16 protein-coding genes and 2 pseudogenes are annotated in these 20,812 nt (G+C 69.6%); 11 read left to right on the top strand and 7 right to left on the bottom strand.

The genetic code is table 11. The features are described 5' to 3' along the window. Positions 1-676 precede the first annotated feature (676 nt). On the bottom strand, positions 677-2,482 hold the full coding sequence (gene dnaA, locus ACIA8L_RS40940) for a chromosomal replication initiator protein DnaA (protein ID WP_395913177.1): 1,806 nt from the start codon (positions 2,480-2,482) through the stop codon (positions 677-679). A gap of 584 nt (positions 2,483-3,066) precedes the next feature. Here dnaA and rpmH point away from each other — a divergent pair. The 11 genes and pseudogenes from rpmH to ACIA8L_RS40885 all read left to right on the top strand — a co-directional run bounded on the left by rpmH (position 3,067) and on the right by ACIA8L_RS40885 (position 14,551). Continuing rightward, positions 3,067-3,204 carry a 50S ribosomal protein L34 gene (gene rpmH, locus ACIA8L_RS40935; RefSeq protein ID WP_223100304.1) on the top strand — a complete coding sequence of 46 codons (138 nt, stop codon included), beginning with the start codon at positions 3,067-3,069 and terminating at the stop codon, positions 3,202-3,204. 32 nt (positions 3,205-3,236) lie between these two features. After that, entirely contained in the window at positions 3,237-3,725 is a 489-nt protein-coding gene (rnpA, locus tag ACIA8L_RS40930; RefSeq protein ID WP_395913175.1) for a ribonuclease P protein component, read from the top strand. Then, positions 3,722-3,993: pseudogene (gene yidD, locus ACIA8L_RS40925) on the top strand (membrane protein insertion efficiency factor YidD). Before rnpA ends, yidD begins: the two are co-directional and overlap by 4 nt. Positions 3,994-4,004: 11 nt before the next feature. After that, positions 4,005-5,081, top strand: coding sequence for a membrane protein insertase YidC (yidC, locus tag ACIA8L_RS40920; protein ID WP_395913367.1), 1,077 nt, complete (start codon positions 4,005-4,007; stop codon positions 5,079-5,081). 111 nt (positions 5,082-5,192) lie between these two features. Next, positions 5,193-5,978 carry a protein jag gene (locus ACIA8L_RS40915; RefSeq protein ID WP_395913173.1) on the top strand — a complete coding sequence of 262 codons (786 nt, stop codon included), beginning with the start codon at positions 5,193-5,195 and terminating at the stop codon, positions 5,976-5,978. Positions 5,979-6,508: 530 nt separating this feature from the next. Further along, positions 6,509-7,351, top strand: a complete 843-nt coding sequence (locus ACIA8L_RS40910) for a bifunctional 5,10-methylenetetrahydrofolate dehydrogenase/5,10-methenyltetrahydrofolate cyclohydrolase (protein WP_395913365.1) — start codon at positions 6,509-6,511, stop codon at positions 7,349-7,351. 409 nt (positions 7,352-7,760) lie between these two features. Further along, complete coding sequence (gene rsmG / locus ACIA8L_RS40905; RefSeq protein WP_395913172.1) at positions 7,761-8,444, top strand: 16S rRNA (guanine(527)-N(7))-methyltransferase RsmG; 684 nt, start codon at positions 7,761-7,763, stop codon at positions 8,442-8,444. Positions 8,445-9,995: 1,551 nt separating this feature from the next. Next, entirely contained in the window at positions 9,996-10,979 is a 984-nt protein-coding gene (locus ACIA8L_RS40900; RefSeq protein ID WP_395913363.1) for a ParA family protein, read from the top strand. Further along, positions 10,976-12,034 carry a ParB/RepB/Spo0J family partition protein gene (locus ACIA8L_RS40895; RefSeq protein WP_395913171.1) on the top strand — a complete coding sequence of 353 codons (1,059 nt, stop codon included), beginning with the start codon at positions 10,976-10,978 and terminating at the stop codon, positions 12,032-12,034. Before ACIA8L_RS40900 ends, ACIA8L_RS40895 begins: the two co-directional genes overlap by 4 nt. Positions 12,035-12,498: 464 nt before the next feature. After that, positions 12,499-13,239 (top strand): annotated as a pseudogene (locus ACIA8L_RS40890) (hypothetical protein); the annotation flags it as partial. A gap of 631 nt (positions 13,240-13,870) precedes the next feature. Continuing rightward, positions 13,871-14,551: a GNAT family N-acetyltransferase gene (locus ACIA8L_RS40885; RefSeq protein WP_395913170.1), complete on the top strand. Its 681-nt coding sequence runs from the start codon at positions 13,871-13,873 to the stop codon at positions 14,549-14,551. Positions 14,552-14,884: 333 nt separating this feature from the next. Here the strand turns inward: ACIA8L_RS40885 and ACIA8L_RS40880 are convergent, their stop codons facing one another. The 6 genes from ACIA8L_RS40880 to ACIA8L_RS40855 form a co-directional block, all read right to left on the bottom strand. Next, a complete protein-coding gene (locus tag ACIA8L_RS40880) occupies positions 14,885-16,066 on the bottom strand; it encodes an N-acetylmuramoyl-L-alanine amidase (protein ID WP_395913169.1) in 1,182 nt (393 codons plus the stop codon). Positions 16,067-16,272: 206 nt separating this feature from the next. Continuing rightward, a complete protein-coding gene (gene trxA, locus ACIA8L_RS40875) occupies positions 16,273-16,608 on the bottom strand; it encodes a thioredoxin (RefSeq protein ID WP_395913168.1) in 336 nt (111 codons plus the stop codon). Positions 16,609-16,643: 35 nt separating this feature from the next. After that, positions 16,644-17,570: a thioredoxin-disulfide reductase gene (gene trxB, locus ACIA8L_RS40870; RefSeq protein WP_395913361.1), complete on the bottom strand. Its 927-nt coding sequence runs from the start codon at positions 17,568-17,570 to the stop codon at positions 16,644-16,646. Between the two features lie 92 nt (positions 17,571-17,662). Further along, complete coding sequence (locus tag ACIA8L_RS40865) at positions 17,663-18,553, bottom strand: hypothetical protein (RefSeq protein WP_395913167.1); 891 nt, start codon at positions 18,551-18,553, stop codon at positions 17,663-17,665. Next, positions 18,550-19,155, bottom strand: coding sequence for an RNA polymerase sigma factor SigM (gene sigM / locus ACIA8L_RS40860; RefSeq protein ID WP_395913166.1), 606 nt, complete (start codon positions 19,153-19,155; stop codon positions 18,550-18,552). The genes ACIA8L_RS40865 and sigM overlap by 4 nt, the downstream gene beginning before the upstream one ends. A gap of 36 nt (positions 19,156-19,191) precedes the next feature. Further along, positions 19,192-20,715, bottom strand: coding sequence for a protein kinase family protein (locus tag ACIA8L_RS40855; protein WP_395913165.1), 1,524 nt, complete (start codon positions 20,713-20,715; stop codon positions 19,192-19,194). Between the last annotated feature and the right edge of the window lie 97 nt (positions 20,716-20,812).

Raw genomic sequence — 20,812 nt, 5'->3', positions numbered from 1 at the left:
CGGCCCGCCTCTGCCCACACCCCGAAGATTGTTTTTCTTCTCTCTTTAAAAGAAAAATACTTCGTAATAGTAGGTGGTGTGGAAACTGTGGATAAGCCGACTTTTCCCAGGTCAAGCCACTTGTATGACTTAGGACAACCTGTGCACGAGCCGGTGTGTAGAACCCTGTGGATTGTGGACGAAGGTTTGTCCACAGCCTTTATCCACCGGTTGTCCACCGGAAATCCCCAGGGTTTTCCTCCACCTGTGGATATCGTGTGGCCCGAACCTGGTTCACGTTCGGTCGACTTTCCACTCACTCTCCGGATGCATCCACATGTTCTCCACACGCAATCCCCAGGAGTTATCCACAGGCTGTGGAGAGAGCCTGTGTACGATCCGTGGTCACTCGGTCACTCCTCCGGTGAAATTGGCACGAACGAAGTTATCCACAGATTTTCTGTGGACAGCGTGTGGAAACTGGGGACAACCGAGCGCCGAGGGCACCGAACCGCATGTGGACAACCGGGGCCGGCCTGTGGGCACCGTGTGGATGACGTAGGGCCAATTGGCGACTGCCTAGAGGTCAGACTCGGGCACAGGTTGTGGACAACTTGCTCTCCACAACCTGTGCAAAAGGCCGGTGGACGACCGAATTCCTGTGGAAAAGCGGCTCAGATCGGCCGCTTGGTCAGGGTCAGGTCGTCTGCTTGATGCGGTTCGTCAGCTCCGCGATCTGGTTGTAGAGCGAGCGCCGCTCGGCCATCTGCTGCCGAATTTTGCGGTCCGCGTGCATGACGGTGGTGTGGTCGCGGCCGCCGAACGCCTGCCCGATGCGGGGCAGCGACAACTCCGTGAGCTCGCGGCAGAGGTACATGGCCACCTGCCGCGCGTTGACCAGCACCCGCGACCGGCTGTGCCCGCGCAGATCCTCCAGGCTCACGCCGAAGTAGTCGGCCGTCGACACCATGATCTGGTCGGCGGTGATCTCCGGGCCGGAGCCGTCCGGGATGAAGTCGCGCAGGACCTCCTCGGCCAGGCTGAGCTCGACCGGGGAGCGCGTCAGGTTGGCGAACGCCGTGACGCGGATCAGCGCGCCCTCGAGCTCGCGGATCGACGAGGCGATGCGCGAAGCGATGAACTCGAGCACGTCCGGCGGCGCGAACAGCCGCTCCTGGGCGGCCTTCTTCTGCAGGATCGCGATCCGGGTCTCCAGGTCGGGCACCTGGATGTCGGCCAGCAGTCCCCACTCGAACCGCGTGCGCAGCCGGTCCTCCAGCGTGGCCAGCTGCCGCGGCGAGCGGTCGGAGCTGATCACGATCTGCTTGTTGGCGTTGTGCAGGGTGTTGAACGTGTGGAAGAACTCCTCCTGGGTCCGCTCGCGGGTCTCCAGGAACTGGATGTCGTCGATCAGCAGGATGTCGACATCGCGGTACCGCCGCTGAAACGCTTGTGTCTTGTCGTCGCGCAGGCTGTTGATGAACTCGTTGGTGAACTCCTCCGTCGACACATAGCGCACGAACCGCGCATTGCCGAGCATCGTGGCGTACTGCCCGATCGCATGCAGGAGGTGTGTCTTGCCGAGTCCGGAGCCGCCGTAGATGAACAGCGGGTTGTAGGCCTTGGCCGGCGACTCGGCCACCGCGACCGAGGCGGCGTGCGCGAAGCGGTTCGAGGAGCCGATGACGAAGGTCTCGAAGGTGTACTTCGGATTGAGCCGGTTTCCCGCGGAGTCCCCGGCCGGCGTGGTGGCGCCGCGGCGGTCCTCGCGGCCGGTGCCGGGCGTCGACGGCCGCGGCGGCGGGTCGTCGCGCTGGACGTCGCGCTGGTTGTACTGCGAGTCGTACTTCGGCGGCTCGTAACGCCCGCCGTCCTGCGCGGCGGCCTCGACGGCGGTGCCGGAGTGCTCGTTGCGCCAGGAGTCGTTCGGCTTGCCGTACTCGCCGGGCTTGGCTCCGTACTCGCCGGGCTTGTTGTAATCGGCCGGGCCGTTGTACTCCGGCTGCTTGCCGTAGTCGCCGCCGCCGCTGTAGTCCGAGGCCTTGGCGTAGTCGGTCGGGGTGTTCTCGCCCGGGAGATCGAACAGGCGGTCGTGTTCGACCTGCTGCGGGACCTGGGCGACGCCCCGGTGCTCGGAGATCCGGTGTTCCGGGATGCGCTCGGTCGCCTGCTCGCCGACCATGTGGCCGCCGGTCGCGCCGTTGGACCAGTGCGACGCCGACGGGGACGGCAACGGGGGCGCGTCCTCCGGCGGGCGCACGGTGACGGCCACCTGGATCGGCCGGCCGAGCAGCCGCGAGAGCGCCTCGGTGATGACCGGCCGCAGCCGGCTCTCGATCATGTCGCGCGAGTACGGGTCCGGCACCGAGAGCAGCGCGGTGTCCTCGACGATCGCGCGCAGCCGGGTCATCCGCAGATAAGCCCGTTGCTGCGCGGAGTCGAGCCCGTCGGCGAGCTGGTTCGTCGCTGCGTTCCAGATCGCTGCGAGGTCGGTGTCCGTCACCGTTCGCGCACCCCCATCATCATTCGCGGCCCCCACCGCGAGTGGACGGTGCCCGGTTCTTCCCGCCGCCCCAGGCCACCATTGTCCACAGGTTTTCCACAACCTGTGTATCAACGAGTCATGTCCCGTGAACGGATCGTCCTGATTCCCCCTCGTCCCGTGCTGACCGTGCGGTGATCAGCCCGTACACAGAGGTGATGCAGGTCGGACGCGGTCTGCCCCCCTTGCGACAGCATCCGTATTTTCCGGAAAGTCCAGTTGTCCCCGTCGCCGGCCGTCGCGGTGTCGACCGGCAACCGGGCACGTTAACAGCGTTGTCCACAGACACTCAACCGTTGTCCACAACGAACCTGTGGATTACGGCTCTCACCTGGGGTTTCTTTATTCACACCCCCGGCCTCACCATGGTCGGACACGGCGATCGCACCGCCCGTCGGTGATCGTTGACGGTCTGTGAGGCGGCGCGTACCCTGTTTCGGTTGGAGCACCGTGTCCTGGTAAACTCCAATCCACATTGTTCTGTGGGCCCAGCGCGCTCAAGGTTGGCTGCGTCCCACTCACGATCACGAAGACGGAGCCCCGACGTGAGCAAGCGCACCTTCCAGCCGAACAACCGCCGGCGCGCGAAGACCCACGGCTTCCGGCTGCGCATGCGCACCCGCGCCGGCCGTGCGATCCTCTCGGCGCGTCGCGCCAAGGGGCGCGGCACCCTTTCGGCCTGAGTCATCGACAACCGGGCCCTCCGGGAGGCAGCGTGCTGGCGGCCGCTCAGCGACTGCGGCGGCGGGAAGACTTCGCCGCCACCATTCGCAACGGCCGCCGTGCCGGCCGGGGGGCCGTGGTCGTGCATTTCCTGAACCCCGGGCCGTCGCGGCCCGGGGTTGCTGTATCTGCGGCGAGACCAGACCTCGGGGTTTCGGCGCCGGATGCGGTGGGGGTGGCAGTGGGGGTTTTAGCGCCGGATGCGGTCGGACGGCCGGATCGGGCGGTTTCTGACGATTCGCCGGTCCGCGCCGGTTTTGTTGTTTCCAAGGCCGTGGGCAACGCCGTGGTGCGCAACACCGTGAAGCGGCGGCTGCGGCATCTGGTCCGGTCGCGCCTGGCCGACCTGCCACCCGGCTCCGTGATCGTGGTGCGGGCGTTACCGGAGGCGGCCGGCCGGACCTATCAAGGCCTGGAAGAAGATCTTGACTCGGCGCTGGAGGCCGCGCGCCGACCGAAGAGCCGAGGTGTCCGTCGATGAACGCCGGAGCCCGGATCGTGGCAGCTCCCATCGTCGCGTACCGTCGTTGGATAAGCCCGGCACTGCCGGCGCGTTGTCGGTTCTACCCGTCGTGCAGCGCTTATGCCCTGGAGGCGGTCGGCACGCACGGCGCGATCAAGGGAATCGGTCTCGCGACCTGGCGGCTGCTGCGCTGCCACCCATTCCACCCCGGTGGGTTCGACCCGGTGCCACCGCGCCGGGGACACTCGCCCGAGCCCGAGTCGACGTGACTGGAGCGGTGTCGTGATTAGCAAGCTCATGGCCGGGATCTACTGGCTGATCTCGAAGGTGATGCTGTTCTGGCACACCGTGTGGGATTCGATCCTGCCTGACCACCGGGTGCTCAGCACCAACTGGCAATGGGTGCTCGCGATTGTCTTCCTCGTGATCACCGTCCGGGTCGTGCTCTTCCCGATCTTCGTCAAGCAGATCAAGTCGCAGCGCGCGATGCAGGCGATCCAGCCGAAGATGAAAGAGCTGCAGGAGAAGCACAAGGGCGACCGGGAGACCCTCCAGAAGGAGGTCATGAAGCTCTACCAGGAGGAGAAGGTCAACCCGCTCATGGGCTGCCTTCCGATGTTCCTGCAGATCCCGGTCTTCATTGGCCTCCTGCACGTGCTGCGCCACCTCCGCCCGGGCCAGTCCGAGCACCAGCAGACGCTCTACGGCTGGACGGTCAAGGAGTTCGAGAGCGCCGTCGACGCCCGCCTCTTCGACGCCCCGATCGTTGCCAAGTTCAGCAGCAGTGCCGCCGACCTGCTGAAGATCGACGCGAGCTCGACCGCGGTCAAGATCGTCGCCGCCATCCTGGTCGCGCTGATGATCACGACGACCTACCTGACCCAGCGCCAGATGATTAAGAAGACGGGCTGGAACACCGACCCGCAGCAGCGCATGATCCAGAAGTTCATGCTCTACGGCATCCCGTTCTTCACCCTGACCTCCGGCTGGTACTTCCCGATCGGCGTCATCATCTACTGGGTCACGAACAACGCCATCACCCTGGGCCAGCAGTACTGGGTGCTGCACAAGTACCCGCCGCCGGCGAGCGCGACGACCAGCACGACGGCCAACAAGGCCGGTGGCAAGCAGGCCGCCGACGCCAAGCAGCCCAGCGGCTTCGGCGCGCTGTTCAGCAAGGCCCGCGAGCAGGCGGCCGCCCAGCAGCGGGCCAACGGCAAGGGTGGCCCCGTAAAGGCGACCGGCGCCAAGGCCAACGGCGCCAAGGCCAACGGCGCGGCTCCGGAGCCGGCCGGCCCGACCCGCGCTCCGAAGCCGGGCGCCAAGCCGATCAACCCGAAGAAGGGTGGCGCCGCGAAGCGGCAGTCGGGTTGATGCGACCCCGCCGGGTCACCCCTCAAGCGGCCCGGCGTGCGGCGCTCCCTGTAGCAACCCACCCCTCACCGACGACCTGTGACGGCGCCTCGGCGCCCCAAACAAGCGGAGATGAGTTTCGTGACCGACACCACCAGTGATCTCGGCGCCGAGGCCCTGGACCAGCAGTCTGCTTCCTCGCCGGAATCGGCCCCGGCGGCTTCGGCTTCTGACCCGGCCTCCCGCCCGGCTTCCGATTCGGCCTCCGGTTCGGGCTCCCGTCCGGCCTCCGGTTCGGGCTCTCGTCCAGCTTCGGACGCTGAGGTCAAGGACGCCGACCTCGAGGAGACCGACGACGAGGACGAGGACGAGGACGAGGAGGACGAGCCCGCGGAGGGCGGGGAGGCCGCTGCCAACGGCAGTGCGTCGAGCCGCTCGAGCACGGACCTGTTCCGTGAGAGCGAGATCGCGGCCGACTACATGGAGGGCCTGCTCGACATCCTCGACTACGACGGCGACATCGACGAGCTCGTCGTCAGTGGCCGTCCGGTCGTCGAGGTCGTCGAGGGCGGCGACGGCTCCGGCAAGCGGCTGCAGGCCCTCGTCGGGCAGCGCGGGGCGACGCTGGAGGCGCTGCAGGAGCTGAGCCGGCTGGCCGTGTTCCGGCAGACGGGCTCGCCGAGCCGACTGCTGCTGGACGTGGGCGGCTACCGCGCGCTGCGGCGCAAGGAGCTGGGCGCGATCGCGAAGAACGCGGCGGAGAAGGTGAAGGAGTACGGCGAGGCGGTTCGCCTGGAGCCGATGAGCGCCTTCGAGCGCAAGTGCGTGCACGACGTCATCAACGCGCTGCCCGGCGTGGAGAGCGAGTCGGAGGGCGTCGAGCCGTCCCGCCGGATCGTGGTCCGCCCGACCGCCTAGCGTCTGCTTGCTGCTTCTCAAACCGCCCCGGCCACTGCGGCCGGGGCGGTTCGCTTTTACGCGGTTAGCTTTTACTCGGTCGGACCCGCACTTGTTTCCATGCACGCGGCCGGACGTGAACACGACTTTGCTCTCGTGCCGCCGAACGTGGACATGGCTTGTTCTTGCGCGGACGGGCGGGGGCGGTTTGGCGGTCGGTCTTTGCGGGGCGGACTTTGGGAGGCCTGGTCCGGCTTGGTCCCCCTTGGGGTGGCCTCGTCCGTGGAGGGCATACTTGAACGGACGCGACTGGCGGCATCAAGGATGGGCAACCATCGGGAAGCCTCGTCGTGGGACGTCGACCGCCTGGGCTCCCACGCACGACGAGGAGCCGTATGTCCAACTCGCCCTCCCCCGCAACCACCGAGCCGTCCGCCGCTGAGTCCGTCCCTGGCTCCGCTCCGGGTTCCGTCGCTGGCTCTGTTTCCGGTTCCACTCCCGGTTCCGCCTCCGGTTCCGCTCCTGGTTCCGCCCCCGGGTCTGCACGGCTACTGCCGGGTACTCCGGTCGCCGAGCGCATCTTCGCCGACGTCACTGCCCGGGCCGCCGCGCTCCGCTCCAAGGGCATCACCCCCTCTTTGGCGACGATCCTGGTGGGCGACGATGACGCCAGTGCCGGGTACATCCGGATCAAGCAGCGCCAGGCCGCCGAACTCGGCTTCGCCTCACCGCACCGCCATTTGCCGGCGGACTCGACCCAGGCCGACCTCCACGCCACGATCGACGAGTTCAACGCCGACCCGGACGTCCACGCGCTCCTGATTCAGTACCCGACGCCGGCGCACCTCGACTACGACGCCGCCCTCATGCGCGTCGACCCGGACAAGGACGTCGACGGCATGCACCCCCTCAACTTGGGCCGACTCGCCGCAGGTATCCCCGGCCCGCTGCCGTGCACCCCCGCCGGGATCGAGGCGCTCCTCGCGCACTACGAGATTCAGGTCAGCGGCCGCGAGGTCGTCATCCTCGGGCGGGGCGCGACGCTCGGGCGCCCTCTCGCGATGCTCCTGGCCCAGAAGCGCCCCACCGCCAACGCCGCCGTCACCGTCGTGCACACGGGGGTGCCGGACTGGGCGCGCTACACGCTCCGGGCCGACATCCTCATCGCAGCCGCCGGAGTACCCGGGATCATCCAGCCGGAGCACGTGAAGCCCGGGGCGGTCGTGATCGGTGGCGGCGTACGGTACGAGGGTCGCCGCCTGCTCCCCGACGTAGCCGAGTCATGTGCTGAGGTCGCTGGTGCGATCACTCCGCGAGTCGGTGGCGTCGGACCGACGACGGTGGCCATGCTCTTCCGGAACGCGATCGAGGCGGCCGAGCGTCGTTCCACGTGAAACGGTCCCATCCACCGCCTGGCTCGACCGCGCGGCGGATGGCTCTCGGGGTCCGCCCTCGTTTCACGTGAAACGCGGGCCACGGATAGAGGCGTGAGCGGGGCGACGTGGGTTCAGCTCTGAGCCCGCGCCGCCTCCTTTGCTATGAGCTCCGATACGCGGTGGTCATCCGGCGCACGTTCGGTTGGACCGGCGCACGTTCGGTTGGACCGGCGATCATGCGGCTGGCCCGGCGACTGCCCAGACTTGTACAACTGCCCCAGGCTTCCCACCGTTGCATCGTGCTGTCCGGGACTGCCCCGGAACGACGAAGGCCGCCCAAGGCCCGCGACAGCGAGTCGGTTTCACGTGAAACACGACCGCTCCCCCGCGTCCGGGCGCGGCGGGTGGTGCATGGTTTCCTTGAGGCATGGACGGTGCAGTGCCCAGCGAGATCCTCCCCGCCGCCGAGAAGGTGTTCGGCGATCGGCTTCCCATCGCAGTTCGGTTCGCCGGGCTGCTCGTGACCGATGGGGTCGTGCGGGGGTTGATCGGGCCGCGGGAGGCGCCGCGCATCTGGGAACGGCATCTGCTCAACTGCGCCGTCGTCGCGGACCTCCTTCCCACGGGTGCCTCAGTAGTCGATGTCGGGTCTGGAGCCGGGCTGCCCGGTATGGTGCTGGCAGTGGCTCGTCCCGACCTTTCCGTCACCCTGGTCGAGCCGCTCGCACGACGTACCGCATTCCTTGAAGAGGCGGTGACGGCGCTCGGCCTCGAGCGGACCTCCGTGGTTCGCGCGCGGGCCGAGGAGTGCGTCGGGAAGGTCCCGCTCGCCGATGTCGTCACCGCCCGAGCCGTGGCTCCGCTCGACCGGCTCGCCGGCTGGTGTCTCCCCCTCACCGCCATCGGTGGCCGCATGCTCGCGATGAAGGGCGCCTCTGCGGCGGCCGAGGTCGCCGAGCACGCGAAGGTCCTCACTCGGCTCGGTGCGGGGACCGCGTCGGTGCGCACGTGCGGGGATGCCGTCCTCGCCGAGCCCACCACCGTGGTCGACGTCGTGCGTGAACGCGAGGTCGCGAACCTCCGGAAGTCCGGAGGGCGCCGCGGCCGATAACCCGGGGCGGTACCGCGGCCCCGGGCAACGGGGGAACGCGGAGGACTCATGGGTGACGGTAGAGCGGTCGGCAGTCAGACGGCACAGGCCTCCTCGGGCGGGCAGCAGCCGACTGGGCCGCAATCGACTGGAGGCGGCGGTCAAGCGGAACAGGCCTCGCCGGTCGAGGCACGTTCGGTCAGCAGCGGGCTCGGCGAAGAGTTCGGTGGCAGGTCCGGCGACGGGCTCGGCGAAAGGCTCGGTGACGGGCTCCGCGAAGAGCACGGCGACGGGCTCCGCGAAGAGCACGGCGACGGGCTCCGCGAAGAGCACGGCGACGGGCTCCGCGAAGAGCACGGCGACGGGCTCCGCGAAGAGCTCGGCGACGGGCTCCGCGAAGAGCTCGGCGACAAACTGAGCAGTGGGCGCAGCGACGACTCCGGTGATGAGGTCGGCGACGGGCTCCGCGGCAGGCTCGGCGAGCGGGCTGACGACGAGTCTGACGACGAGCTTGGCGACGGCCTCAGCGCTGAGCGGCCGATGTCTCGGATGCAGCGACTCGGCGGGCTGCTGCGGCGAGTTGACGGATTTCTGGTGTATTGGCGGCCGACTTGGGGTGACAAGCCCAACGACGCGCCGGTCAGTCGTAGCTCCGCTCGGCCAAGCGCCGTAGGCTGGCCCAGCGCCACTCTTCTGTCCGACGGAACGGCACCTGAGGAAGCCGGCCTGGACGGCGCGGACCCGGTCGACGAGCTCCCCGCAGGGACTCGCGAAGCCGGGCTCGAGACCGCCAGGGCGACTCCCGTGGGTGTTCGCTCCGACTCGAGGGCGACCCCCGACGAACCCACTTTCGACGAGTCCGACGACGAGTGCCATCTCGTCGGCGGCGCGGTTGATTCGGTTCCCCGGGGGACGTCAGCGGGTACCAGCCCATCAGGTCGACCTGTCGGTGACCCGGGATCGGACGAGGCGGCCGAGGGTGCACACCTTTCCGAGCGGGACGGGACTGACATGGTGCGCGACAGCGATGATGGTCCGGGCTACGGCGATGCAGATACTCAGGTTTCACGTGAAACAGGAATAGAAGGCTGGGGTGTTCGACCCGGCGGGCGGTCGGTGCCGCAGCCCCGGGGAGAGAGCGGTGAGCCGCGCCCGGTCGAGCCGGTGCGATTCGAGGCACCACCAAACTCCGCCCCGCCGCCAAACTCCGCCCCGCCACCCAACCCCGGTCCCCCACGCAGCTCCACGCAGCCAGCGAACTCCGCCCACCCAAGGAACTCGCCACAGCCGCCGGCCCCTCATGCCGCACCGCCCGGCTCAGCGGTCCCGCCCGGCTCGGCGATCCAGCCCAGCTCGGCGACGCCGCCCGGTGCTCCGGGGCTCGGGGTGCCGACCGCGCCTCAGGCAGTACCCCCGCGAAATCCCGTGTCGGCACCACCGCACGGCGGGCAATCGGATCCGACACGCGGCGGCACGGTGGAGTTTCACGCCACCGGCCCGAACGACCGCGGCGCAACCGGTACCCTTTACGGCCGGGGAGTATCGCCAACAGTCGACGCTTCTCCGGCCGAGGTGCGGCCCGAACGACGGAACACACCATCCCCCCGACCGCACCCGTCCGCCGTCACCGCGGATCCCGAGGGCGCTATGACTGACGCATACGTTTCACGTGAAACCGAAGACCCACCGCTGGCACAGGAGGCAAAGCGCGCCGTGGAGATTCTCAACCCGAGTGGGGAGATCACCATGCCCCGCCCACCACGGCGTCGCACGATGTGTGTAGCCAATCAGAAGGGCGGCGTCGGCAAGACGACCACCGCGGTGAACATCGCCGTCGCTCTGGCGCTGCACGGCAACCGGGTGCTGGTGATCGACCTCGACCCGCAGGGCAATGCCTCAACCGGGCTGAACGTGCCGCACCACTCCGGGGTGCCGGACGTGTACGACTGCCTGATCGACGGCGCTCCGCTCGACGCGGTGACCCAGCAGGTCGAGGGCATCCCCAACCTGTGGGCCGTGCCGGCGACGATCGACCTCGCCGGCGCCGAGATCGAGCTCGTCTCGGTCGTCGCCCGCGAGTCGCGGCTCAAGCGCGCGATCGAGGCCGGCGGTGACGCGTACGACTACATCTTCATCGACTGCCCGCCCTCGCTCGGACTCCTCACGGTCAACGCGCTCGTCGCGGCCGAGGAGGTACTCATCCCGATTCAGTGCGAGTACTACGCCCTCGAAGGTGTCCAGGCGCTCACGAACAACATCGAGCTGGTCCGGTCGCACCTCAACCCGAAGCTCGACATCACGACCGTGCTCCTGACGATGTACGACCGGCGTACGCGCCTGGCGGACCTCGTCGAGCAGGACGTGCGCAACCACTTCGGCGAGAAGTGCCTGAACGCCGTCATCCCCCGCAATGTGCGGGTGTCCGAGGCGCCGAGCTACAGCCAGTCGGTCATGACGTACGACCCGGGCTCTCGGGGTGCGGTCAGCTATTTCGAGGCGGCGCAGGAGATCGCGCTGCGTGGTGCGCAGGGCGCGCAGGTCGGAGGGGTCGCATGAAGTCGAACCGACGTGGGGGTCTCGGGCGAGGGCTCGGCGCTCTCATCCCAACTGCCGCCGCGCCGGCCGAGGGTGCGGCCGGCACCGCGACCGCACTCGCCACTCCCCCGACGGTCGCGAACGGCACTCCTGCTTCCGGTTCCGCAGAGCAGTCGCCCGACGCGGCGGCGGCGGCGGTCGCGGCTCCGGCCGGTGAAGCGCTCGCCCCGGTGCCGGGCGCCCGGTTCGCGGAAATCTCGGTCACGTCGATCACGGCCAACCCGAAGCAGCCGCGGCAGGTGTTCGACGAGGAGGCCATCGAGGAGCTGAAGACCTCGATCCAGGAGGTCGGCTTCCTCCAGCCCATCGTCGTGCGCGAACTGAGCGAGCCGGTGGGCGACGCGAAGTACGAGCTCGTCATGGGCGAGCGTCGGTGGCGGGCAGCGCAGGCGCTCGGCAAGGAGGCCATCCCGGCGATCGTCCGGGAGACGCGCGACGACGCGATGCTGCGCGACGCGCTGCTGGAGAACATCCACCGGGCCAACCTCAACCCGCTGGAGGAGGCGGCCGCATACCAGCAGCTGCTCGAGGAGTTCGGCGCGACGCACGATGAGCTCGCCAAGCGCATCGGGCGGTCGCGGCCGCAGATCTCAAACACGATCCGCCTCCTGAACCTCCCCGCGCCGGTCCAGCGCCGGGTCGCGGCCGGCGTTCTGTCGGCCGGGCACGCCCGCGCACTGCTCGGGCTCGACGACTCGGAGGAGCAGGAGTCGCTCGCGACGCGGATCGTCGCCGAGGGCCTCTCGGTCCGCGCGACCGAGGAGCTCGTGCAACTGGCCGCGTCGGAGGCGCCGAAGAAGTCGGCCCCGGCCCAGCGCCGCGCCAAGCCGCACGCGCCGGCGCTGTCCGATCTGGCCGACCGCCTCTCGGACCGCTTCGACACTCGGGTGAAGGTCGACATCGGCCGGCGCAAGGGCCGCATCACGATCGAGTTCGCGACGGTCGACGACCTCGAGCGGATCGTGGGCATCATCGGCGTGCCGGAAGAGCAGTCGGCGACGCAGCGGGAGCAGTAGCCCGAGCGATGTGATCTCGACGCGAAGGGCCGACCCCGGTAGGAGATCGGCCCTTCGTTGTTGCAAGAGCGGTTTGACTCGGGTCCGCGGTGGGCGCGGCCGTCGTTCCCACCAGACACCGGTCGGCCCCGGGGGGCCTCCCTTCGGCGTCCGCGGTGCGGACGGTAGCAAGAGCCAAAAAACCGGCCCGAAGGGCCGTTTGAAAGCGCTCAAGGCGAAAATCCAGTCGTGGAAGAATCTTGAGAGAACGGCTCTGAGCGAAACTTGTCCACAGGGGTTATCCACAGGCTCCGCCGTTTCACGTGAAACCACGTGCTAGAGCGCTCGACCCCCTGTGGATGAACGCAACCGCCCGACCAGGCTCGCCAACCATCGTCCACAGCGCTTTCATCACTCCTGTGGATAACTTCGTGTCTATCCACAGGGTGCGGACACCGGGGCTGCGGTCGGCTAGGGTCGGCTTCGTGCCTGAGCCGCAGCAGCTACCCAGCTTCACCTACTGGCCAACATTCCCGTTCGAGGGCGACATCCGCGTCAAGCGACTGCTCGACCCGGTGCCGGTCGAGCCACCCCGCCACGGCGACAACCCCGCCGAGTGCCGGGCGTGCGCGGCGCCGGATGAGGCGTACATCTGGGTGAGCGACCGCTGGCGCGTCCGGGCCCTGGACCGCCCGACCGGCCTGCCGGCCGTGCTGATCCTCGAGTCCCGCTCCCACCTCGACCTGGGCGACCTGCCCAACATGCTCGCGGCCGAGCTCGGGGTCATGACAGTCCGCCTGGAGCGCGCGATCCGCTCGCTCGACGGCGTGGCCCGGGTTCACGTGAATCGTTGGGGCGACGGCGCGGCCCATCTGCACGTCTGGTTCCTGGCTCGCCCATACGGCCGGCTTCAGCTCCAGGGCACCTTCCTCGCTCTGTGGGACGACATCCTCCCGCCGATCCCCGAGGACCAGTGGCGCGAAAACCTGGCCCTGGTCGCCGCCTGGCTCGCCGAGTTCGGCGGCCGCCCCTTGGCCGAGCCGCCCCGCATCAGCTGGACCGCGCCGGCCAGCCTCGCCGACGCCGAGCGCGAGGCCCAGACCCAGCCCGAAGACGCCCTCGAGCCGGCCGCGACCGCCGACGAGAACGACGACGTCGTGGTACCCGAACCCGCCGAAGGCAACGGCGACGCCCCCGATACCGACCCGGACCAGAAGCACGCCTCCTAGCCCATCACCAACCGACCAACCGCTGAGCGACCGTCGATCGAACGTGAGTCGACGAACTCAGAGAGCAGGCGCGTGTACAGACGCGGCGGCGAGCGGCAGCGGGCGACGGCGCACAACGGGCCACGGCGAGCGGCGGTGGCGAGTGGCAGCACGGGCGCGGGTGCGGACGCGGCGGCGGGCAGCAGCGGGCGACAGTGAGCGGCGGATGCGGCGGCGAGCGGCGGATGCGGCGGCGAGCCGGCGAGCGGGCGGCAGCGGCGGGCGCCCGCGCGGCGCGGTGGACGCGGCGACGCGGCGTGCGGCGGGCCACGGCCAGCGGCGGGCCACGGCGTGTGGCGGCGGCGGGCGGCAGCGAGCGGCGGGCGGCGGGCGGCAGCGAGCGGCGGGCGGCGGGTCGCAGTGCAGCAATGGGCGTGCCCACCGGCGGCGTTGGCGCTGGGATCTGTGATGGAGAATGTGCAGGCAGTGACCCGATCGGGTGAACCGAGGTCAGGCGCCTGTCGGTGTTCAGCGCGGCGCGGCGACCTGTAGGGAGCAGGATGAGGAACTGTCCCCGGATGGGTCCCGCGGCGTGTCGCGAGTGCGTACCATCATGACGAGCTAATCCCGGTGCGGTGGAGATGGGCCAATGTCGCGACGTCTCGTCAGTTTGACGCTGGACACCCTCGAGGATCTTCCTCGATCGTGCCGGGACTGCGTTTTCTGGGAGCTCGACCCAGTAGCCGCCGACCGGGCCTGCGCGAACGGCGATCCCGGCCTCGAGAAGGAAGCCTGGGTCTCGCAGACGCTGCTCGAGTGGGGGTCGTGCGGGAAGCTGGTGTACGTCGACGGGATGCCCGCCGGGTTCGTGATGTTCGCGCCGCCGGCCTATGTGCCGCGCAGCATGGCGTTCCCGACTTCGCCGGTGTCGCCGGATGCGGTGCTGCTGATGACCGCTCACGTGGTTCAGCCGTTCGCCGACGGCGGGCTCGGTCGCATGCTCATCCAGGGCGTCGCCCGCGATCTGACCAAGCGCGGCGTGAAGGCGATCGAGGCGTTCGGCGACGCGAAGTTCGGCGAGGTCGACGAGGCCGGGCGCAACGAGCGTGGCTGCCTGGCGCCGGCGGACTTCTTTCTGTCGATCGGCTTCAAGACCGTACGACCGCATCCGCGTTATCCACGCCTCCGCCTCGAACTGCGGACCGCGCTGTCGTGGAAGTCGGACGTGGAGTATGCGCTCGAGAAACTGCTCGGATCGATGAGCCCGGAATCGCTACTTCGTCCGGTTCTTCCGGTTCGCCCGGCTACGCGGGAAATGACCACCGGCTGAAGCCCGCAGAACGCTGACGCTGACTATGCAGCGCCTGTGCAAAGCCGAGGCCGAGGCACTGAGTGGCGCCGAGGCACTGGGTGGCGCCGAAGCACTGAGCGGCGCCGAGGCACTGGATGGCGCCGAAGCGCTGGGTGGGGGCCGAAGCGCTGAGCCGATACGCCGCTAGCAGCAACCGCGCGCCCACGGGAACAGGTCGATCGCCGCGATCAGCAGCAGCTGCAATCGCAAAGCATCACGTCGGATGAGGTTTCCTGCAGGGCGCGACACCGCGAGCGCGGGATGACGTGGGACGCGACGTTCTACGAGCGCAGGACCTAACGCCCCAGGGACTCAAGCCCTCGACTCGGCGGCCGTGCCCGTCAGCGCCCGCAGCAGGCTAACGTCGATAGAGCCGGTCGGGACGTCGGCCTCGACAGGCAGGTACATCCGCTGCACCGCCGCCATGATGGCCTCCACGACCCGATCCCGGAACGCCGGGTCGATGAGCTGCTGACGGTCCGACGGCGAAGTCAGGTAGCCGACGTCGACCCGCACGGCCGGCATCTTCGTCAGCCGCAGCAGCTCCCACGTCTTCGGGTGGGCGTGGCAGTCGCGCAGGCCGGTGCGGACCACGATCTCCCGCTGCACGAGCCCGGCCAGCCGCTCCCCCACGACCGACGTGGGGCCGGAGACGGAGCCGTAGTGGTAGGTGGCGACACCGTCGGCCAGCGGCGTGCTGTGCCCGTCGATGTGGATCGAGATGAGCAGGTCGGCACCGAGCTCGTTGGCGATGTGGACCCGGTCACGGTCGCTCACAGGGCCCGTGGGGTGCGGACCCCTGGTGAGGTTCACCCGCATCCCCGCGGCCGCCAGGCGGCCTTCCAGGCGGGCCGCAAGGTCGTACACGAGGTCGGCCTCCACCCACCGCAGCGGCCCGTCCGGCACGACATTGCCGGTGTCGGGGCCGCCGTGGCCGGGGTCGATCACGATGCGTTTGCCGAGGAGGGTCGGGCCGGACGCGCGGAAGGCTTCGGCCTCGCGCAGGAGCTGGGGGCGGCCGCCGATGACCTTGCGGCCGAGGCGGCGGAGGGCACCGATCGTGGCCGGGCCGCACTCGCCGTCGGAGCGCAGGCCGACCTCGCGCTGGAACTGGCCGACCGCGGTGGCGGTGCGGCTGCCGTAGATGCCGTCGGCGCGGCCCGGGTTGTAGCCCATCTCGAGCAGCCGCTCCTGCAGCTGCCGGACGTCGTCGCCGACGTACGGGTCGCCGACGGTGTGGAACAGCGCCCGCTGGCCGAGGCGCCACCGGGCCGCGTCGAGGGCGCGCCAGGTCTCGTCACCGACCTCGCCGTCGACGGTCAGGCCGCGGCTCTGCTGGAACGCACGGACGGCGTGCTCGACGGCGGCGTCGTATTCGGGGTCGTGCGCCGACGGATCGGACGGCAGGAGTTCGTCAAGCAGCTCCAGCACGACCAGAATGCCGCGGATCTCGGCCACCGCCGCTCCCCGCGCCCCGCGCCGGATCGCCCGCATATCGGTCCTCCTGTTGTACCCGTAGCCGCCGACCGCGCCCGCGAGGCAGCGTACTCCCACCACATCTGTACCGCGCTGCGACCGGTCCCACGCCGGAAACCCGTGCCAGTCAAGGCATCAAACGAAAGCCGCGACCGGGCCGGGTCACAAACGAACCCCCGCCTCCGGAGCGCGGAGGCGGGGGCGCGTGCGGCGCGAAGAGCGGATCAGGCCGGGTCGAGCGCCGACTCGATCAGCCGGACCAGCGCGCTCTTGGGCTTGGCGCCGACCTCGGACCGGAACGGCTCGCCGTCCTTGAACACGGTCAGCGTCGGCACCGAGAGGACCTGGTAGGCCCGCGCGGTCTCGGGGTTGTTGTCGATGTCGACCTTTACGATCTTGACCTTGCCGGCGAGCTCACCCACGGCGATCTCGTTCAGCATGGTTTCGATCTTGCGGCACGGCTGGCACCATTCCGCCCAGAAGTCCACCAAGACCGGAATATCCGACTTGAGGACGTCGACCTCGAAGGTCTTGTCGGTGACGGGCTCGATGGCTCCCATGCGCTCTCCTTCGCTCGAACAAAAACTAAAACGCGCTACAGGGCCGCGATGTATCGCTCGGCGTCGAGCGCCGCGGCGCAGCCGGTGCCGGAGGCGGTGATCGCCTGCCGGTAGGTGTGGTCGACGACGTCGCCGGCTGCGAACACGCCCTCGATGTTGGTGCGGGTGCTCGGCGCATCCACCTTCACGTAGCCCTCGTCGTCCAGCTCGACCTGGCCGCGGAACAGCTCGCTGCGCGGGTCGTGCCCGATCGCGACGAAGACACCGGCGACCGGCAGGTCCTGCTCCTGGCCGCTGACCGTGTCCTTGACGCGCACGCCGCCCACCTTGCCGCCGCCGTCGAGGACGGCGGTCACCTGGCTGTTCCAGAGGACCTCGATCTTCTCGTTGGCCAGGGCGCGCTCGGCCATGATCTTGCTGGCGCGGAACGAGTCGCGGCGGTGGATGATCGTGACCTTGGTGGCGAAGCGGGTGAGGAACGTCGCCTCCTCCATCGCCGAGTCACCGCCGCCCACGACCACGATGTTCTCGTTGCGGAAGAAGAAGCCGTCACAGGTGGCACAGGACGACACGCCCCGGCCGAGCAGCTCCTGCTCGCCGGCGACACCCAGCGGGCGCCAGGCGGAGCCGGTGGCGAGGATGACCGCCTTGCCGCGGTACTCCGTCTCGCCGACCCACACGCTCTTCACGGGGCCCTCCAGGGCCACCCGCGAGGCGTCGTCGGTGATGAACTCGGCTCCGAACCGCTCGGCCTGCTTGCGCATGTTGTCCATGAGCTCAGGGCCGTTGATGCCGTCCGGGAAGCCGGGGAAGTTTTCCACCTCGGTGGTCGTCACCAGGGCGCCACCGGAGGTGACCCCCTCGATCACCAGGGGCTTGAGGTTGGCCCGGGCGGCATAGACCGCAGCCGTGTAACCGGCGGGACCGGACCCCACGATGATCAGGTTGCGGACCTCGTCCACGGTCGACTCCTCGATTTCAGCCTGTGCCAGCAAAACGTCATCCTACGAACCGGTCATTCCCGGTGGACGGTGACTCGTGTGCCACATCACCGCTACGGGGTGGTGGTCCGATACCGTTCGTCGGCGATCGCCCCGCCAATGCCGCAGTCCGGCCCCACGACGACCACGAGCCGTTTGCCCGCCGCCGTCCGGGAACCGTCGACGACGACCACCAGCGCGGGCTGGCCCTGGAACGCCGCATAGTCGACCAAAGCTACCTGACCACCGTATTCCTTGGTGATGGCGCTGAGGCAGGCGGCCCGGGCGGCCGGATCGGTGAGCCGGGCGAGGGCGCTCGGCGCGCCCGTTGGGCCCGGAGCCGCGGCAGCGGTGTCGCCGCTCAGGCTGTTGCGCGACTGTGACTGCGCCTGGGGCGCCTTGCCGGTCAGGTCGCCGACGGTGCCGGGAGCGTAGTCGCGGCCGCTGAAGATGATCGAAGAGTTTGACGCGGACCCGCCCGCGGAGTCGCCGGCGGCGGTGCCGGCGTTCTGCTCCGGGCGGCCGGCGTCGACGTTGGGCATGGCCGACGAGGGCTTGTCGGACTTGGTCGCGCCGTCGCGCAGGACCTGCACGCCCACGCCGCCGCACACGAGGAGCGCGGCGGCCGCGGCGAGGCCGGCCGTCCAGCGCATCCGGCGCCGTTTGCGGGCCTCCCGGGCCCGGGCCAGGTCCACGACGGGCGCGTCGGCCGGCGGCGCGGCCACCGCTGCGGCCAGGGCCGCGTCGAGCCGCTGGGCAACGTCTGGAGGTACCAATGCGGGCTCTATAGCGTGCAGCTCGTCACGCATGGCGGCGTCAGCGGTCACGAGCATCGCGTAGGCCTCGGCCCAGGACTCCTCGGTGCTCACCAGGTGGCGGACCGTGTCGGCCTCCGGGGTGCCGTCCAGCGCCCCACCGACGAAGTCGGCGAGCTGATCGAGATCGGCTTCGGAGAAGGCCGTCATGCGCCACCCTCCTTGTTGTCGATCCCCAGAGCTCGTGCCGTCTCGGATGAGACGCGGCCGCTCGCGGCGGGGTTCCGCAGGTGGCCGAGGAGCACCGCGAGCCGGGCCCGGCCGCGCGCACACCTGCTTTTGATGGTGCCCTCCGCGACGCCGAGCATCACGGCCGCCTCAGCGACGGCGTAGCCCTGGACGTCCACCAGCACCAGCGCGGCCCGCTGCTCGATCGGCAGCTGCAGCAGCGCCTGGCGCACGTCCAGGGCGGTGTCGCGGTCGCTCGTCGGAGCCGGTGTGACGTCCGTCTCCGGCAACGGCACGGTCGGGCGGGCCTGGCGCCGGCGGATGCGGTCCAGGCAGGCGTTCACGACGATCCGGTGCAGCCAGGTGGTGACCGCCGAGTCTCCGCGGAAGTTGGCCGCCGCGCGGAACGCCGAGAGCAGGGCATCCTGCAGCGCGTCGGCGGCCTCTTCCCGATCGCCGAGGGTGCGCAGAGCCACCGCCCACAGCCGGTCGCGGTGCCGGCGGACCAGCTCCGCGAAGGCCTGGGGATCGCCGCCCGCGTGGGCGCGCAGGAGCCACGCATCGTCGCGCTCCGCAGCCTCCACGGGACGCACCTTATCGACCGGGGACGGTTCGTGGGGTCACTGCACCCGGACGGTTATCTCTCCGATAGCCACGCGGTATCCGCTGCTGTTGCTTTCCTTCGGCAGCTTCGTGATCCACACGAGCAGGTATCGGGTCTTCTGCTCCGGCCCGGTGAACACTGTGGTGCTGCCCATGGCCGTCCGAGCGTTCACCACGGGGTAGCCCTGGACCGTCGCCTGGTCCTGGTTCTTGCCGCTGCCCATGTCCTGCGATCCGGCCCGAAGCTCGCCGTCGGCACCAGGGGTCTGCAGCGAGACCTGGACGTTGGCGACCTGCTTCTCCTCGCCGAGGTCGATCCAGACGCCCATGCCGGACTTCTTGCCTCCGAAGTCGGCCTTGTAGTAGCGCTCGGTCTTCCACACGGTGTTGGGGTCGCCGTCGACGGCCTTGTCGGCGTCTTTGACCTCGCTGCGGTCGCCCTGCGGATCGACGATGCGGACCTTCGACCCGTCGATCTTGAACTCGACGGGCTGGCCGGCCGGCTTCGCGGGCTGCGAGGCGGTCGTGCCGCTCGGTGCCGACCCGCCGGTCGGGCTGGCCTCCGGCGTGGCCGGGTCGCCCAGCACCCGCGCCGCGGCCAGCGTGCCGGCCAGGGCGAGCACGAGCAGGCCGACGACACCGACGGCGAGCTTGCGCCCGGCCGGCTTCGGCGGCGTGGTGGACTGCGACGCCGAGTCGAACGCGGCGAAGTCGGTGCGCCCGCCCTGCTCCTCGGCCGCCAGGTCCTCCTCGTCGAGGCTGCCGAACGAGGCGAGCTCGGCCGCCAGGGACTCGGCGGAGGGTAGTGGCATGTCGGGGTTGAGCAGGTCGGAGATGAGCGAGTCGAGGTGCGCGGGCACGCCGGAGCGGACCTGGCGCGGGCTCTGCAGCGCGCCCGACTCGTCGCGGACGCCGTCCGGCACGGAGTAGGTCCCGGCCTCGGCGTGCGGCCAGTAGCCGGTCAGCGCGCAGTAGAGGATGGCGCCGATCGACCGGATGTCGGTCTCGGGCGTGGCGCGGTCGTCGGCCCGCGCGTCGGTGAGCACGACCCGCCCGTCGTGCGCGACGAGCACGGTCCCCGGGTGCACGTTGCCGTGCGCCATCCCGGTCCCGTGCAGCGCGGCGACGGCGTCGGTGACGGCCCACGCGATCGCGACCGAGCGGCCGGCGTCGAGCGGTCCCTGCGCCACGATGTCCCGCAGCGCGATGCCGTCCACCCACTCGCGCACCACGTAGGCGCGCTCGCCCTCGTCGATCGCGTCATAGACGCCGACGAGGTGCGGATGCACGATCCGGCTCGCGGCGACCGCCGCGGCCAGCATCTCCTTCGCGCTCTCCCCACCGGGGTAGCGCGTGACGACCGCCACGGGCCGGCGAAGGATGACGTCGATGCCGCGGTAGAGCTGGCGGCCCAGCGAGTCGTTGCCGATGTGCTCTTCGAGCTGGTATCGCTCGGCAAGGATTTCACCGACGGATGGGGTGCCGAAGGTCAGGACCCGGGGAACGCCCCCGGCCTCCAGCCCTTCGTCGAGCTCAGCCACCCGTCCTCCCTTCCGATCCGTGTGCCGACCTGTGCCGTACGTCGTAACGCGAGTCGCAGTCACTAAGCCTAAGCGCTTCGGCAGGGCGCCGGGGTTG

It is taken from the genome of Dactylosporangium sp. NPDC051541 (assembly GCF_044454505.1).
Classification (GTDB): domain Bacteria; phylum Actinomycetota; class Actinomycetes; order Mycobacteriales; family Micromonosporaceae; genus Dactylosporangium.
Note: the sequence above shows the minus strand (reverse complement) of the source record. Positions and strands in the feature narration are given on the sequence as shown.